General features: G+C 64.6%; 17 protein-coding genes and 1 other RNA gene. 9 read left to right on the forward strand and 9 right to left on the reverse strand.

Features of this window, described 5'->3' with window-relative positions:
• Positions 1–55: 55 nt before the first annotated feature.
• The 3 genes from fabG to EDF58_RS02570 form a co-directional block, all read right to left on the reverse strand.
• Positions 56–808: a 3-oxoacyl-ACP reductase FabG gene (gene fabG, locus EDF58_RS02560; RefSeq protein ID WP_132262396.1), complete on the reverse strand. Its 753-nt coding sequence runs from the start codon at positions 806–808 to the stop codon at positions 56–58.
• Between the two features lie 104 nt (positions 809–912).
• The gene (locus tag EDF58_RS02565; protein WP_132262398.1) at positions 913–1,404 is read right to left on the reverse strand and encodes a flavin reductase family protein; all 492 of its coding nucleotides are present in this window, start codon (positions 1,402–1,404) and stop codon (positions 913–915) included.
• 37 nt (positions 1,405–1,441) lie between these two features.
• Positions 1,442–2,356 carry a LysR family transcriptional regulator gene (locus tag EDF58_RS02570; RefSeq protein WP_314468064.1) on the reverse strand — a complete coding sequence of 305 codons (915 nt, stop codon included), beginning with the start codon at positions 2,354–2,356 and terminating at the stop codon, positions 1,442–1,444.
• Between the two features lie 149 nt (positions 2,357–2,505).
• Here EDF58_RS02570 and EDF58_RS02575 point away from each other — a divergent pair, with 149 nt between their 5' ends.
• The 7 genes from EDF58_RS02575 (at position 2,506) to mmsB (ending at position 9,045) form a co-directional block, all read left to right on the forward strand.
• Positions 2,506–3,999 (forward strand): CoA-acylating methylmalonate-semialdehyde dehydrogenase, encoded by a 1,494-nt coding sequence (locus tag EDF58_RS02575; RefSeq protein WP_132262401.1) that lies wholly within the window; start codon positions 2,506–2,508, stop codon positions 3,997–3,999.
• An 85-nt stretch (positions 4,000–4,084) separates the two neighbouring features.
• Entirely contained in the window at positions 4,085–4,594 is a 510-nt protein-coding gene (locus EDF58_RS02580; protein WP_132262403.1) for a hypothetical protein, read from the forward strand.
• A gap of 36 nt (positions 4,595–4,630) precedes the next feature.
• The gene (locus EDF58_RS02585; RefSeq protein WP_132262405.1) at positions 4,631–5,785 is read left to right on the forward strand and encodes an acyl-CoA dehydrogenase family protein; all 1,155 of its coding nucleotides are present in this window, start codon (positions 4,631–4,633) and stop codon (positions 5,783–5,785) included.
• Positions 5,786–5,858: 73 nt separating this feature from the next.
• Positions 5,859–6,902, forward strand: a complete 1,044-nt coding sequence (locus EDF58_RS02590; protein ID WP_132264060.1) for an enoyl-CoA hydratase/isomerase family protein — start codon at positions 5,859–5,861, stop codon at positions 6,900–6,902.
• Positions 6,899–7,243, forward strand: a complete 345-nt coding sequence (locus tag EDF58_RS02595) for a hypothetical protein (protein ID WP_207912804.1) — start codon at positions 6,899–6,901, stop codon at positions 7,241–7,243. Before EDF58_RS02590 ends, EDF58_RS02595 begins: the two co-directional genes overlap by 4 nt.
• A gap of 11 nt (positions 7,244–7,254) precedes the next feature.
• Entirely contained in the window at positions 7,255–8,037 is a 783-nt protein-coding gene (locus EDF58_RS02600; RefSeq protein WP_132262407.1) for an enoyl-CoA hydratase-related protein, read from the forward strand.
• A 138-nt stretch (positions 8,038–8,175) separates the two neighbouring features.
• Positions 8,176–9,045 (forward strand): 3-hydroxyisobutyrate dehydrogenase, encoded by an 870-nt coding sequence (gene mmsB / locus EDF58_RS02605; RefSeq protein WP_132262409.1) that lies wholly within the window; start codon positions 8,176–8,178, stop codon positions 9,043–9,045.
• Between the two features lie 135 nt (positions 9,046–9,180).
• On the opposite strand, the gene EDF58_RS02610 is transcribed toward mmsB, so the two are convergent.
• From EDF58_RS02610 to EDF58_RS02630, 5 genes are read right to left on the reverse strand one after another with little or no spacing between them, the layout of a single operon-like run.
• Positions 9,181–9,384, reverse strand: coding sequence for a hypothetical protein (locus EDF58_RS02610; RefSeq protein WP_132262411.1), 204 nt, complete (start codon positions 9,382–9,384; stop codon positions 9,181–9,183).
• Between the two features lie 2 nt (positions 9,385–9,386).
• Positions 9,387–9,947, reverse strand: a complete 561-nt coding sequence (locus EDF58_RS02615) for an NUDIX hydrolase (RefSeq protein ID WP_132262413.1) — start codon at positions 9,945–9,947, stop codon at positions 9,387–9,389.
• Entirely contained in the window at positions 9,944–10,627 is a 684-nt protein-coding gene (locus EDF58_RS02620; RefSeq protein ID WP_132262415.1) for a hypothetical protein, read from the reverse strand. The genes EDF58_RS02615 and EDF58_RS02620 overlap by 4 nt, the downstream gene beginning before the upstream one ends.
• A 12-nt stretch (positions 10,628–10,639) precedes the next feature.
• Positions 10,640–11,461, reverse strand: a complete 822-nt coding sequence (locus EDF58_RS02625; RefSeq protein WP_243654118.1) for a TPM domain-containing protein — start codon at positions 11,459–11,461, stop codon at positions 10,640–10,642.
• Positions 11,462–11,474: 13 nt separating this feature from the next.
• Positions 11,475–12,080 (reverse strand): LemA family protein, encoded by a 606-nt coding sequence (locus EDF58_RS02630; protein ID WP_132262419.1) that lies wholly within the window; start codon positions 12,078–12,080, stop codon positions 11,475–11,477.
• A 208-nt stretch (positions 12,081–12,288) separates the two neighbouring features.
• On the opposite strand from EDF58_RS02630, the gene mscL reads away from it, so the two are divergent.
• Both mscL and ssrA read left to right on the forward strand, forming a co-directional pair.
• The gene (gene mscL, locus EDF58_RS02635) at positions 12,289–12,714 is read left to right on the forward strand and encodes a large conductance mechanosensitive channel protein MscL (protein WP_132262421.1); all 426 of its coding nucleotides are present in this window, start codon (positions 12,289–12,291) and stop codon (positions 12,712–12,714) included.
• 72 nt (positions 12,715–12,786) lie between these two features.
• Positions 12,787–13,192, forward strand: a transfer-messenger RNA (tmRNA) gene (gene ssrA, locus EDF58_RS02640).
• Between the two features lie 79 nt (positions 13,193–13,271).
• Here the strand turns inward: ssrA and EDF58_RS02645 are convergent.
• Positions 13,272–13,562 (reverse strand): hypothetical protein, encoded by a 291-nt coding sequence (locus tag EDF58_RS02645; RefSeq protein WP_132262423.1) that lies wholly within the window; start codon positions 13,560–13,562, stop codon positions 13,272–13,274.
• Positions 13,563–13,859 lie beyond the last annotated feature (297 nt).

Raw genomic sequence — 13,859 nt, forward strand, 5'->3', positions numbered from 1 at the left:
AGCTAGCGTCTTCGCCGCTGTCCTGCACTGCTCCAATCGCGCCCCGCCATCCTTATCAGGCGGAACCCATGTAGCGCCCGCCATTGGTGCTGATGGTCTGCCCGGTCATGTAGCTCGCTTCTTCGGAGGCGAGGAACGCAGCCGCCGCGGCAATGTCCGCCACTTGCCCCAGGCGCTTCACTGGCAGGGTCTTGCCGTAAGCCTCGGCATCGATGGGCGCCTGGCGCAGCATGGGTGTGTCGATCGATCCGGGCGGGATCATGTTGGCCGTGATGCCCGTGCCGCCAAGCTCCATGGCAAGGGCCTTGGTCATGCCGAGCAGGCCACCTTTCGAGGAAACGTAGTGGCTTTGCGCAAAGGAGCCGGACTGCGTGGACGAGGAAGTGATGTTGATGATCCGCCCCCACTGGGCTGCCAGCATGTCCGGCACGATCTCCTTGGTGACCAGCCACGGGCCCTTGAGATTGATGCGGATCACCTTGTCGAACTCGTCCTCGCCGATGTCCATGAACGGGGTGAAGGGCGCGATGCCGGCATTGTTGACGAGGATGGTGATCGGACCGAGCTTGCTGCGGGTTTCCTGCGCCGCAGCCTGGATCGCCGCCTTGTCCGCGCAGTCGGCGGTGAGGGCCAGTGCCTTGCCGCCTTCATCCTCGATCATCCGCACGGTTTCCGCCGCACCTTCGGGATTGAGGTCCCATACCGCGATGGCCGCCTTGTCTTCGGCCAGCCGCCGGGCAATGCCGCGTCCGATCCCCGAGCCGCCGCCGGTGACGACGGCGACTTTGCCTTCAAGCGAACGTGTCATGCATTCTCTCCCGCAAGCATCCTGCTGTGCTGAACGGGTGAACAACAGGGGCGGGTCAAGTCAAGCCGAGCGCGCCGAATTCGCCTCGGCGGATTCGGGTGCGTTTACATCCGCTCCGCGAAACCGCCGTAGCGGCCCTTGTGGAACAGCATGGGATCGTCTTCCCGCACGGCTTCCATGCGCAGGACTTCGCCCAGCACGAACCAATGGTCGCCCGCCTCGGTCACCGAATAGAGCCGGCATTCGATGGCGGCGATCGAATCGGCGATGATCGGCAGGTTGTGGTCGGAGACGATGTAGTCCACGCCCACGAACTTCTGGTCGCCCTTGGCGGTGACGGCGCGGCACACGTCGGCCTGGTCGCTGGCCAGGACATTGACGCAGAAGTGCCCGGCCTTCTCGATCAGCGGCCAGGAGGTGCTCTTCCGATCGGGGAAGAAGCCCACCAGCGGCGGATCGAGCGAAACCGAAGTGAAGGAGCCGACCACCATGCCGGTGGGCCGGTCCTCGTCGAGCGCGGTGATCACACAGACGCCGGTGGGATAGCTGCCCAGCACCTTGCGGAATTCGGCCGGATCGATGGTCGTTGTCGTCACTGGGTCGTTCATCCTGTCGGTTGGAGCCTTGGGCAAGTCAGGGCTTCAGTATCCCCTCCATGCGCAGGGCGGTTTCGTCAAGCCACTGGCGAAATGCCACGACCCGCGGCAACTTGCGGATGTCCTGATGCGTGACGAACCAGAAGCTGCGCAGGATGCGCTTTTCCGGCAGCACGGCCACCAGGCGGGGATCGGATTCGGCCATGAAACAGGGCAGCACGCCCAGTCCGGCACCGCTGGCCACCAGGCTTTGCTGCGCGGTGATGCTGGGGGAGCGGATCGCCGCCTTCAGGCCGGGCTGGATTTCGTCGAGATAGCGCAGCTCGGGGGAATAGATGAGGTCCGGGATATAACCGACCAGCGCATGGCCATCCAGCAGGTCAGCCGGCCGCGAGGGCGTACCGTGGGCCGCGAGGTAATCGTGCGTGCCGTAAAGCGCGAGCGTGTAGTCCGACAGCTTGTGTGCCACCAGCGGCCCGGTGCGCGGGCGCGACAGCATGATGGCGACATCCGCCTCGCGCCGGGTGGGACTGAGAAAGCCGCTGGAGGCGACGAGGTCGATGGCGAGCCGCGGATGCGCGGCCTGGAAGCGTGGCAGGTGGCGGGCCAGGAACCAGCACCCGAAGCCCTCGGACGTGCTGATCCGCAAGGTGCCGTAAAGCCCGTCGTTCCCGCCGGCCTGTTCGGCGATGCGTCCGGCGGCGCTGGCCATGGCTTCCACCGAGGACAGCAGCGCTTCTCCCGCCTCGGTCAGTTCCTGGCCGCTGCGGGTCTGTTCGAACAGGGCGGTGCCCAGCGAGGCTTCGAGCCGGCGCAACCGGCGGCCGACCGTCGTGGGATCCACGCCCAGCGTGCGGGCGGCACCCGCGAGCTGTCCCGCCCGGGCGATGGCGAGAAAGGCCTGGTAGTCGCTCCAGTCGATCGAGGGCATCGTCCCAAAAGGTATCGTCAAGGTATCGTCACTGCGGGAAATGGTCCTCGGGGCTGCAAATGTGCAGTTATCGATGGCGTATTTTCAGCTTGCCTGCAAATCGGACCGGGACCACCTAACGTGGAAAGCGCACCGTGAGTGCCGTCGAAGACAATGCGAAAGGATGAGGAATGCGCCTGATTGACCACGTCGTTGTCGGCGGAAGCGGCGGATCGGCCGCCCGCATGGGTGACGTCTTCAACCCCAGCACCGGCCAGGTTCAGGCCCAGGTCCCGCTCGGCGACAAGGCCCTGCTAGACCGTGCCGTGGCCACCGCGCAGGAAGCGCAGGTCAAGTGGGCCGCCACCAACCCGCAGCGCCGCGCCCGCGTGCTGTTCAAGTTCAAGGAACTGATCGAACAGAACATGCAGGCCCTGGCAGAAATGCTGGCCTCCGAGCATGGCAAGGTCGTGGACGACGCCAAGGGCGACATCCAGCGCGGGCTTGAGGTCGTCGAGTTCTGCTGCGGAATCCCGCATATGCTGAAGGGCGAATTTACCCAGGGCGCCGGCCCGGGGATCGACGTCTATTCGATGCGCCAGCCGCTCGGCGTCGGCGCGGGCATCACCCCGTTCAACTTCCCGGCGATGATCCCGATGTGGATGTTCGCTCCGGCCGTCGCGGTGGGCAATACCTTCATCCTCAAGCCCTCCGAGCGCGACCCCTCGGTTCCAAACCGCCTTGCCGAACTGTTCCTTGAAGCCGGCGCGCCCGAGGGCGTTCTGCAGGTGGTCCATGGCGACAAGGAAATGGTCGACGCGATCCTCGATCATCCCGGCATTGCCGCTGTCAGCTTCGTCGGCTCGTCCGACATCGCCCACTATGTCTATGAGCGCGGCGTTGCCGCCGGCAAGCGCGTGCAGGCGATGGGCGGCGCGAAGAACCACGCCATCGTCATGCCCGACGCGGACATGGACCAGGCCGTGAACGACATCATGGGCGCCGCCTATGGTTCGGCGGGCGAACGCTGCATGGCGCTGCCGGTGGCTGTTCCGGTGGGTGACGAAACCGCAGATCTGCTCCGCGAGAAGCTGGTCGCCGCGATCGACAAGCTCAAGGTCGGCGTGTCCAACGATCCCGAAGCGCAGTACGGTCCGGTCGTCACCGCCGTGCACAAGCAGAAGATCGAGAACTGGATCCAGACCGGTGTCGACGAAGGCGCCGAACTGGTGGTGGACGGTCGCGGCTTCTCGCTGCAGGGCTACGAGGAAGGCTTCTTCGTCGGCCCGTCGCTGTTCGACCATGTCACCACCGAGATGAGTGCCTACAAGGAAGAGATCTTCGGTCCCGTCCTCCAGATCGTCCGTGCCAAAACCTTCGAGGAAGCGGTGGAGCTGCCCTCCAGGCACCAGTACGGCAACGGCGTCGCCATCTTCACCCGCAACGGCCACGCCGCGCGTGAATTCGTCCAGCGCGTGCAAGTGGGCATGGTCGGCGTGAACGTGCCGATCCCGGTGCCGGTCAGCTACCACAGCTTCGGCGGCTGGAAGCGCTCTGCGTTCGGCGATCACAACCAGTACGGCATGGAAGGCGTTCGCTTCTGGACCAAGGTGAAGACGGTGACCCAGCGCTGGCCGGATGGCGGTGCGGGCGACAGCGCCTTCATCATCCCGACCATGGCCTGACGATACGCAGGGACCGGAGCGCGGAACAGGGTAGGGGCTGCAGGTGTTTCCTCGGGAATGTCCGCAGATAAAGGAAGGTCGTTCGATGATGAAGATCGGCAATGCACTGGCCCCGGCCCTGACCGTCTCGCTGCTTGCCCTCGGTCTCGCCGCCTGCTCGAAAGAGCCGGCCAAGCCCACGGCCGAGGAAACCGCGACCATGCTTCCGGAGCCGGCGCCCGGTGCCACGGCGCCATCCTCGGGTGCCGGCTCCGCCTCATCGGAGCCGGCTGCGGTGCCTTCGGCGATACCCGCCGCCCTGCAGGGCCGCTGGGGTCTCGTCGATGCCGATTGCACCAGCACCAGGGGTGATGCCAAGGGCCTGCTGACGGTCGATGCCGATACGTTGAAGTTCTACGAATCGGTGGCCAAGCTCGGCACTATCAAGTCTGGCTCCGCGACGGCTCTGGAGGGCGAATTCGCCTTCACCGGCGAAGGGCAGAGCTGGAACCTTGACGTGGCCCTGCGCTCGCCCGACGGCGGCAAGACCCTTGTCCGCAAGGACACCGGACCGGACGCGATGCCCGGTACGCTCACTTATGCAAAGTGCCCCTAGAAGCACCCCACCGCACCTGCCAGGAACAGAACAGAGATGACCGAACAGTTTGGGCTGACCGAGGACCAGCTTGCGATCCAGGAGACCGCACGCAAGTTCACTGCCGACCGCATCACGCCCTATGCTGCCGAGTGGGACGAGAAGCACCACTATCCGGTCGATGTCTGGAAAGCGGCGGGCGAGCTTGGCTTCGGGGCGATCTACGTGTCCGAGGAAAGCGGCGGCATCGGCCTCGGCCGCTTGGACGCGGCGCTCATCATGGAGGCCATGTCCTATGGCTGCCCGGCGACCAGCGCCTATATCTCGATCCACAACATGGTCGCCTGGATGATCGACAGGTTCGGGGACCAGCAGCTCAAGGATCGCTATCTTCCTGACCTCTGCTCCATGGAGAAGATCGGCTCCTATTGCCTGACCGAACCGGGCTCCGGCTCCGACGCGGCCGCGTTGAAGACGACCGCGCGTCTGGTCCAGGATGCCGGGGGCGATCACTACGTTCTCAACGGCACCAAGCAGTTCATTTCCGGCGGCGGCTACAACGATGTCTACGTCGTCATGGCACGTACGGGCGATCACAAGTCGCGCGGGATTTCGTGCTTCGTCGTGGACAAGGACACGCCCGGTGTCTCCTTCGGCGCGCCGGAGAAGAAGCTCGGCTGGAATGCCTCGCCCACTGCGCAGGTGATCTTCGAAGATGCCCGCATCCCGGCCGAAAACCGCGTCGGCGCCGAGGGGGACGGCTTCAAGTTCGCCATGGCCGGTCTCGACGGCGGGCGCCTCAACATCGGTGCCTGTTCGCTGGGCGGCGCGCAGCGCTGCCTCGATGAGGCGGTTCAATATGTGAAGGACCGCAAGCAGTTCGACCAGCCCATCGCCGAATTCCAGAACACCCAGTTCCGGCTTGCCGACATGGCCGCCGAACTGGAGGCAGCCCGCGCGCTGCTCTATCTTGCCGCCGCCAAGGTCACCGCCGGCGCGCCCGACAAGACCCGCTTCGCCGCCATGGCCAAGATGATGGCCAGCGACACCGGCTCCTCGGTCGTCGACCGCGCCCTGCAACTCTTCGGTGGATACGGTTATCTTCGCGACTATCCCATCGAGCGGTTCTGGCGCGACCTTCGCGTCCATCGTATCCTCGAAGGCACCAACGAGGTCATGCGGATGATCATCGGCCGCGACCTGCTCAAGTAAGGGGCACGAGGACATGACTACCGATTCGCTGTCTGGAGATACCCTCCCTGCCGATGCCGTGCCTGCTGGTGGTTTGGACGCCGAGATTCTCACCCGCCGCGATGGCGTGGCCGGGATCATCTCGCTCAACCGGCCCAAGGCGATTCACGCCCTGACTCTGGGCATGAGCGAATCGATGAGCCACGCGCTAGCGGCCTGGGCCGGCGATGCCGAGGCGAAGGCGGTCATGATCGAGCACAGCGAGGGTCGAGGCTTCTGCTCGGGCGGAGACATCAACCTGCTGCGCAGGTCGGCCCTTGAAGACCACGGGATAGAGGGGCGTCGCTTCTTCCGTGCCGAATACCAGCTCAACCACCAGCTCTTCATTTACGACAAGCCGGTCGTCGCATTCATGGACGGCGTGACCATGGGCGGCGGCGTCGGCATTTCGCAGCCCGCGCCCTTCCGGGTGGCGACGGAGCACACCCGTTTCGCCATGCCCGAGACCGGGATCGGCCTTTTCCCCGATGTCGGCGGCGGCTGGTACCTCTCGCGGCTGGACGGCAGGCTCGGCCAGTTCCTGGCGCTGACCGGCGCGCGGCTGGACGGTGCGGAATGCCTCTGGGCGGGCCTTGCGACGCACTACCTGCCCAGCGAGGCGCTTCCTGAAGCCAAGCGGCGCATCGCCGCGGGCCATGAAATCGGCGGTGTGCTCGGCGCGCTTTCCGACAAGGCGCCCGAGCCCAGGATCGCCGCCCACGCCGCGCAGATCCGCAAGCATTTCGCCTTCGACACGCTGGAGCAGGTGCTCGCTTCGCTGGAAAGCGACGACAGCGAATGGGCCGCGCGGGAACTCGCCACGCTGCGCACCAAGAGCCCGCAGGCCTGCAAGGTCGCGCTGCGCCAGCTCGCCACCTCGCTGACGCTCGACAATTTCGCGCAGAACATGGCGATGGAGTACCGCATCGGCAGTCACGTTCTGGTCCTGCCCGACTTCGCGGAAGGGGTGCGCGCCGTGATCGTGGACAAGGACCACGCGCCGAAGTGGAACCCGTCGACGCCCGAAGACGTGACCGAAGATATGCTGGACGCGATTTTCGCGCCGCTCGCCCCCGAAGACGAGTGGAGGCCGATTTGACGTTCCCGACGCCGATCGAACTCTACCACGTCGTCAAGAAATCCTGGTCCGCCGCTTCCATCCCCGATCCATTCGATCCCGATAACCCCGCGCGCAATCAGTGCGCGGTGACGGCGCTGGCCGTGCAGCACTACTTCGGCGGGGACATCTTCAAGACCGCGACCAAGGGCGGCACTCACTTCTACAACCGGGTGGACGGCCGGTTCTGGGATCTGGCTGCGGATCAGTTCGACGAGCCGATCCCTTACGACAACACGCAGACCTCGCGTGACGAGGCACACGAACATGCCAGCCCGGCCCATCTTGCCGCGCTGATCGCCGATATCGAAGCGAATACCTGAAGGGACTTCCGATGAGCTACGAAACGATCCTGGTCGAAACGAGGGGCAACGTCACTCTCATCACGCTCAACCGTCCGCAGGCGCTCAATGCCCTGAATTCGTCGGTGCTGGGCGAACTGATAAAGGCCTTCGCCGTCTTCGAGGCGGACAAGAGCCAGGGCTGCGCCGTCATCACCGGCTCGGGTGAAAAGGCCTTCGCTGCAGGCGCAGACATCAAGGAGATGGTCGAAAAGCCCGGCGCCGAGTTCTATTCGGAAGACTTCTTCGCCGGTTGGACCGCGCAGATCGTCAAGACCACCCGCAAGCCGTGGATCGCTGCGGTCAACGGCTTCGCGCTTGGCGGCGGCTGCGAACTGGCCATGATGGCGGACTTCATCATCGCCTCTGAAAACGCGAAATTCGGCCAGCCGGAGATCAAGCTGGGCGTGGCGCCTGGCATGGGCGGCTCGCAGCGCCTGGCCCGTGCGGTCGGCAAGTCCAAGGCCATGGACATGTGCCTGACCGGCCGCATGATGGATGCCGCTGAGGCCGAGCGTTCGGGATTGGTCAGCCGCGTGGTGCCGCAGGACCAGCTCCTCGGCGAAGCGCTGAAGGCCGCCGAAGCGATTGCCGGGATGCCGCCGCTGGCCGCCATGATGAACAAGGAAATGGTCAACCTCGCTTTCGAGACCACGCTCGACACCGGCCTCATCATGGAGCGCCGCCTGTTCCAGGTGCTCACCGCCACCGAGGACAAGGCCGAGGGCATGGCCGCTTTCGTCGAGAAGCGCCCCGGCGTCTGGAAAGGCCGCTAAGGCCGCCGTGGCGGGTCGGATGTCGTCCCGGCGTGACCGGGGACCGCTGGCCCAGCCGCGCAAGAATGCAGCGAGGCGCTTGGGTGCCCGGCCGATGGTAACGGATGGCCAGCGGTCTCAAACTTGGGAGAGAACGTCATGAAAATCGCCTTCATCGGTCTGGGCAACATGGGCGGCGGCATGGCCGTGAACCTCGTGAAGGCCGGGCATGCCGTGACCGCCTTCGACCTTTCGCCGGAAGCCACCGGCAAGGCGGCGGAGCAGGGCTGTTCGATTTCAGCGACGGTTTCCGAAGCCGTCACGGACGCGGAAGCGGTCGTGACCATGCTCCCCAACGGCGCGATCGTCCGCTCGGTCTACACCGCCGAAGTGTTCGGAAACGCTCCCAAGGGCGCGCTTTTCCTCGATTGTTCGACCATCGACCTCGCCACTGCGCGCGAAGTCGTGGAACTGGCGCAGGCGGCCGGATACGAAATGGTCGATGCGCCGGTCTCGGGAGGGATCGCGGCGGCCAATGGCGGCACTCTCACGTTCATGGTCGGCGGCAGCGAAACAGCCTTCGAGCGCGCCCGCGCCGTGCTGGAACCGATGGCCAAGGCGGTTATCCATGCCGGTGAAACGGGCGCAGGCCAAGTCGCCAAGATGTGCAATAACATGCTGCTGGCGATCCATATGATCGGCACCTGCGAGGCGCTGGCCCTGGCTGAAAAAGCGGGGCTCGATCCCCAGACGTTCTACGAGATCAGCTCCAAGGCCACCGGCTACTGCTGGTCGCTCAACGACTATACGCCGATGCCCGGCGTCGGCGCGACGAGCCCTGCGGACAACGGCTACGCGGGCGGTTTCGCCTCGGCGCTCATGCTCAAGGACCTGCGTCTGGCGATGGCGGGAGCCGAAACCTCCGGCGCCGCCGTGCCGATGGGCGAGCACGCCACCAGGATCTACGAGGCGTTCGTCGAGGCCGGAAACGGCGGCAAGGACTTTGGAGCGATCTTCACCACGCTCTGAATTCCGTCATGCCCAAAGCGGCCCCGGTTTGCACTCTCGCCTTGATCCCATCGCTCGCCGTGACGGAACTTTTCCGGTCATGAGGGCGAGGATCGGGAGGCGAGAAGGGCGGGGCCGCCAATCGGGGCCGGGTTGCTAGGCCCCCTCGCTCCCTTCCGCCCGCTCCAGCAGGAAGCGTGGAACCCGCATTCCCTTGGTTCGGCTGGTCAGGTGATATTGCCGGCAGAGCGGGCAGCGATAGGGCCGCAGAACGACGTCGGCCTTTTGCGCCACGTCCAGCGCCGCCGCCTCGCTGGCGTAGCGCGCCTTGCGTTGACAGACGCCGAACCGCGTTTTCACGATCAGCCCAGCAGCCGCGCGCCCAGCAGCATGAGCAGCTTCACGTCCATGGCGTAGCCTTGCGCGCGCCAGTCTGCGATGGCCTGCTCGATCCCGGCAAGCGGCACGCGGCGGACCACGATGTCTTCGCTATCGACGCCGCCGCCTTCGCCTACTTTCACCAGATCGTGCGCGCGGAACAGCGTGAAGCTTTCGCTGACCATGCCGGGGGAGGAAAAGAACTCGCCCAGATTTTCCATGCGGCCTGCGTGATAGCCGGTTTCTTCTTCCAGCTCGCGGGCAGCAGCTACGCTGGCATCTTCATCGGCGCTCTCGTCGTGATCGCCGACCAGCCCCGCCGGCAATTCAATGCAGCGCTTGCCCAGCGGCACGCGGTATTGGTCCACCAGGATGACATGGTCATGCGGATCGACGGCCAGGATCACCGCGGCGCGGATGCCTCTGGCGCGGCTGACATATTCCCAGCGGCCGCGCTTGCGGGCGGTGATGAACCTGCCCTGCCACATGATCTCATCCGCCGCATCGGCGTCCGGGGGCAGGGGCAGCGTGGAGATATCGGTCATATTTCGATCAGCCTGTCGGGAAGTTCGTTCACGTCGTCATCGGCGCGAGGGAAATGTTCGGAAAGAATCGCGCCGACTTTGCCGACGGCGACGATCATGCCGTCGCAGATCCGCCCATCGCCGACATGGGCCAGCATGGCCGCCATGGCCTGGCCCCAGACCTCGGGATCCACTTTCGCGGCAATGGCGCGGTCGGCCACGATTTCGGCCCGGTGCTCGCGCATGGACAAGTAGATGAGGACGCCGGTTCGCCCCGTCGTCCGCTGCTCCGCGCCGATGCGGAAAGCGCGAACCGCATGGGCATGGACGCGCATGGTCTTGATCTGCGGAGGCACCAGCCAGAACTTGAGCGGCGGCCAGAGCTGCAGCAGCAGCATGGCGCCGAACTTGATCGCAGCCACACCGGCAGCCAGGCCGACGATCATGCGCGGGGTCCATTCGTGCCCCCAGTCGGCCAGCAGCCGCTCGTAGAGGCCCATGTAGAATTCCGGAGCGATTACCAGCGCGGCCAGGGCGAGAAACGCTACGATCGCCGACCATGCAAGGGCCACGTCGGTATAGCCGTCCGAACGGTCTGCCAGGACGGTGACGATTTCGCCGGCGCTGTGCATTTCCGCTTCGCCCACGGCGGCGCTGATCCGCGCATGGTCCTCGTCGGAGAGGTAGATGGGTAATGCCATTGTCTCGTCCCCCTACCAGCTGCCGCTCGCGCCGCCGCCGCCGAAGCTGCCGCCGCCGCCCGAGAAACCTCCGCCACCTCCGAAGCCGCCGCCGCCGCCCCATCCGCCACCGCCGCCCCAGCGATCGTCGTCATCGTCGTTGCCGAAACCGCCGGGCATCCAGATGATCGGGCCGCCGAAGCCGCCCCGGCGCCGACCGCCGCCGCGCGCCTCGTTGACCATTGGCAGCACGACGAAGAAGACGATGATGACGATGATGACGATGAACACGATCGTGCCGATCGGGAATCCGCCGCCGCTATCCTTGCGCGCGGCATCGGCCTCGGCCGCGACTTTCTGCGCTTCCTCGGGCGGCAGCGTCAGTTGCTTGACCAGAGCGTCGGCGCCGGCTTCGATGCCGCCGGGATAATCGTCCTGCTTGAAATGCGGGATGATGTCGTTGTTGATGATGAGGAAGGAAAGGCCGTCGGTAACGATCGGCTCCAGGCCATAGCCGACCTCGATCCGCACCTTGCGCTCATTGGGCGCGACGATCAGCAGCGCGCCGCTGTCCTTGCCCTTCTGTCCGATGCCCCAGGCGCGGCCGAGCTGATAGCCGTAGTCCGAGATCTCGTAGCCCTGAAGGCTGGGAAGGGTGACGACCACCAGCTGGCGGCCCGAATTCTTCTCCAGCGCCTCCAGCTTTTGCGTGAGGCGGGCTTTGACATCGTCCGGGATGACCTTGGCGTCATCGACCACGCGCCCGGTCAGCTTGGGGAAACTGGGCGCGGCGGCCGCCTGCTGGGCAAGCAGCGCGCCGAACGCCAGAAGGATGGCCGCAAGGACGGCCTTCACGCGGATCACGATATCAGATCTTGCCTTCGAGGCTCGGCGCCACGTCCGCGCCCGGCGTTGCGGCCTGGTAAGGCACGAGCGGATCTGCACCGCGCAGCTTGGCGCCGATCATGGTCGGGAACGTGCGGACTTCGGTGTTGTAGTCCTGCACCGCGGCATTGTAGTCGCGCACCGAGATGCGAATGCGGTTTTCCTGACCTTCGATCTGGGTCTGGAGCATCTGGTAGTTCACGATCGACTTGAGATCGGGATACTGCTCGACGCTGACCAGCAGGCGCGACAGGCTCTGGCCGAACTGCGACTGGGCAGCCTGGAACTGCTGCATCTTCGCGGGATCATTCAGATCCTCGGCATTGACCTGCACGCTGGTTGCCTTGGCACGCGCCTCGACCACGCCCGTGAGGATTTCCTTTTCCTGCGTCGCGGCGCCCTTGGCGACGGCGGCAAGGTTCGGCACGAGGTTGGCGCGTTCCTGGAAGGCGGCCTGCACATCGGCCCACTTCGCCTTGGCGGCTTCCTGCTTGGTCGGAACCGAGTTGAAGCCGCAGGCGGCCAGCGACAGAGCCGCCGCAAGGGCAAGCACGGCGCGGCTCTTGCGGGCCAGGTTCGACAGGGTCATGCGTGATCCTCCTGATCGACGGGACCGATCGGCCCCGCCTCGTTCTGAATGGACGGTCTCTTGCTCAGATAGATAGCAGGCGGCGGTTCCCGTTCAAGGACAGTCGCGTCATGCAACTTCTTACCGCAACCGATTGTTAGCTAAACTTCGATGTGGCAGGTCTCCAGGGCCAGCCATGGCCTGCACAGGATCGAGGGGAAACCGACCCATGCTTCAGGAATTCAAGACTTTCATTGCGCGCGGCAACGTGCTCGACCTTGCCGTCGGTGTCATCATCGGCGCCGCATTCGGCAAGATCGTTGCCTCCCTGACTGACGACGTGATCATGCCATTCATCGGCCTCATCACCGGCGGTATCGACTTCAGCAACAAGTTCGTCGTGCTGGGCACCGTCCCGGCAGACTATACCGGCCCGATGACGTACGCCGGGCTCAAAGCGGCAGGCGTGGCCATGTTCGGCTACGGTGCCTTCCTCACGGCGATTATCAACTTCCTGATTCTCGCCTTCGTGATTTTCCTGATCGTGCGGCAGGCCAATCGCCTTCTGCCTAAGAAGGAAGAACCGGCCGCGCCGACCGGCCCGACCGAAGTTCAACTGCTTGCGGAAATCCGCGACGCCTTGAAGAAGGGCTGATCGGGCAGGGAATTTCGCGAAAGAGCGTGTTCCACAGCAATGTTCCACGAAGAGGGGGAGGGGTGAACCCGCCCCCTTTTCATTTTCGTACGGCGCCCTATATGGGGTCTCGCCAGCTTCGGTTGGCTATGATGATAAACTGCGCCGTACAATAGGCACAGCGGACCCGGGGGCGGTACCCGGCGGCTCCACCATCACCCGTCCTGCCTTTCGGCAGGGCAACCCTGTTGTCGCAGGGGTGATGACGGGGCCGAACTAGGATCGACGTGTGTTGAAAAGCGGTGTTTTCATTCGGGCTGAGTAACCCGTTCAAGGCTCAAAACTCACAAGTGCCAACGACAACGAAGCACTCGCTCTCGCCGCGTAATTCTAGGGCCTAACGGCCTGACGTTACAAAGCTAAAGCGCGGTTGGACCCACCGGGCAACAGAAGGGATTCCAGGGGTCCGGGGTGTACCTTGCAACAGAAACACCCCACCTTCATCCATCAAAGAGAATCGCCGCGAAACCGCCTGCTGCGCGGCTTTGGTCGGATGGCTGTTCGAACGACGACAGCGCTTAGGCGGCGTCGATTCTCGCCATGGAATTCTGATCGGTTTCGGATGCGATTTCGGCCTTTTCGGCAGCGCGTTCCTGCGCCTGCTCGAATTTCAGGCAGTCGAGTATTTTCGCACCGGCCATGAAGACGGCGCCCGTGCAGGCCAGGAACAGCAACTTGCCGCCCCATCCCGGAAATCGCGTGAGGTAGACGCTTCCACGCTCCACCGCGCCCAGCGCGAGGGCATAGATGATCATGAACGCTTCCCAGCGGGTCTTGATCACGAACAGGCGGCTGATCTTGCGAAGCATTCCAGTCCTTCCAGTCCTGCCCTGTGCCGATCGGCAGGAACTTCAGCGCATTCGAAGCAACATCCGGGCCAACCCGAGGTTCCCGCGATGGGCGGCGTCGACAGCAATCTTCTATGTAAGTCTTTCCGACGCAAGGTGTAAGCTGATCCGACGTGGTACCACTTTGGGACCGTAACGGAGCTTCCTTGCGAAACCGCGTTCGCGATTGCCAAGGCATTTGCGATGAGGCATAGAATGGCCGATCCTCCCCAGGACAGTCTTGAACAGATGTCACGGTCGCCGCACGCCCGAATGGGT

Origin of the sequence: Novosphingobium sp. PhB57, from assembly GCF_004342985.1 — a bacterium.
GTDB lineage: Bacteria > Pseudomonadota > Alphaproteobacteria > Sphingomonadales > Sphingomonadaceae > Novosphingobium.

Bases quoted from the DNA above. Each gene is read 5' to 3' on its own strand.
- fabG (WP_132262396.1), bottom strand. From the start codon at position 808: ATGACACGTTCGCTTGAAGGCAAAGTCGCCGTCGTCACCGGCGGCGGC.
- EDF58_RS02575 (WP_132262401.1), top strand. From the start codon at position 2,506: ATGCGCCTGATTGACCACGTCGTTGTCGGCGGAAGCGGCGGATCGGCC.
- EDF58_RS02580 (WP_132262403.1), top strand. From the start codon at position 4,085: ATGATGAAGATCGGCAATGCACTGGCCCCGGCCCTGACCGTCTCGCTG.
- EDF58_RS02585 (WP_132262405.1), top strand. From the start codon at position 4,631: ATGACCGAACAGTTTGGGCTGACCGAGGACCAGCTTGCGATCCAGGAG.
- EDF58_RS02600 (WP_132262407.1), top strand. From the start codon at position 7,255: ATGAGCTACGAAACGATCCTGGTCGAAACGAGGGGCAACGTCACTCTC.
- mmsB (WP_132262409.1), top strand. From the start codon at position 8,176: ATGAAAATCGCCTTCATCGGTCTGGGCAACATGGGCGGCGGCATGGCC.
- EDF58_RS02615 (WP_132262413.1), bottom strand. From the start codon at position 9,947: ATGACCGATATCTCCACGCTGCCCCTGCCCCCGGACGCCGATGCGGCG.
- EDF58_RS02620 (WP_132262415.1), bottom strand. From the start codon at position 10,627: ATGGCATTACCCATCTACCTCTCCGACGAGGACCATGCGCGGATCAGC.
- EDF58_RS02630 (WP_132262419.1), bottom strand. From the start codon at position 12,080: ATGACCCTGTCGAACCTGGCCCGCAAGAGCCGCGCCGTGCTTGCCCTT.
- mscL (WP_132262421.1), top strand. From the start codon at position 12,289: ATGCTTCAGGAATTCAAGACTTTCATTGCGCGCGGCAACGTGCTCGAC.
- EDF58_RS02645 (WP_132262423.1), bottom strand. From the start codon at position 13,562: ATGCTTCGCAAGATCAGCCGCCTGTTCGTGATCAAGACCCGCTGGGAA.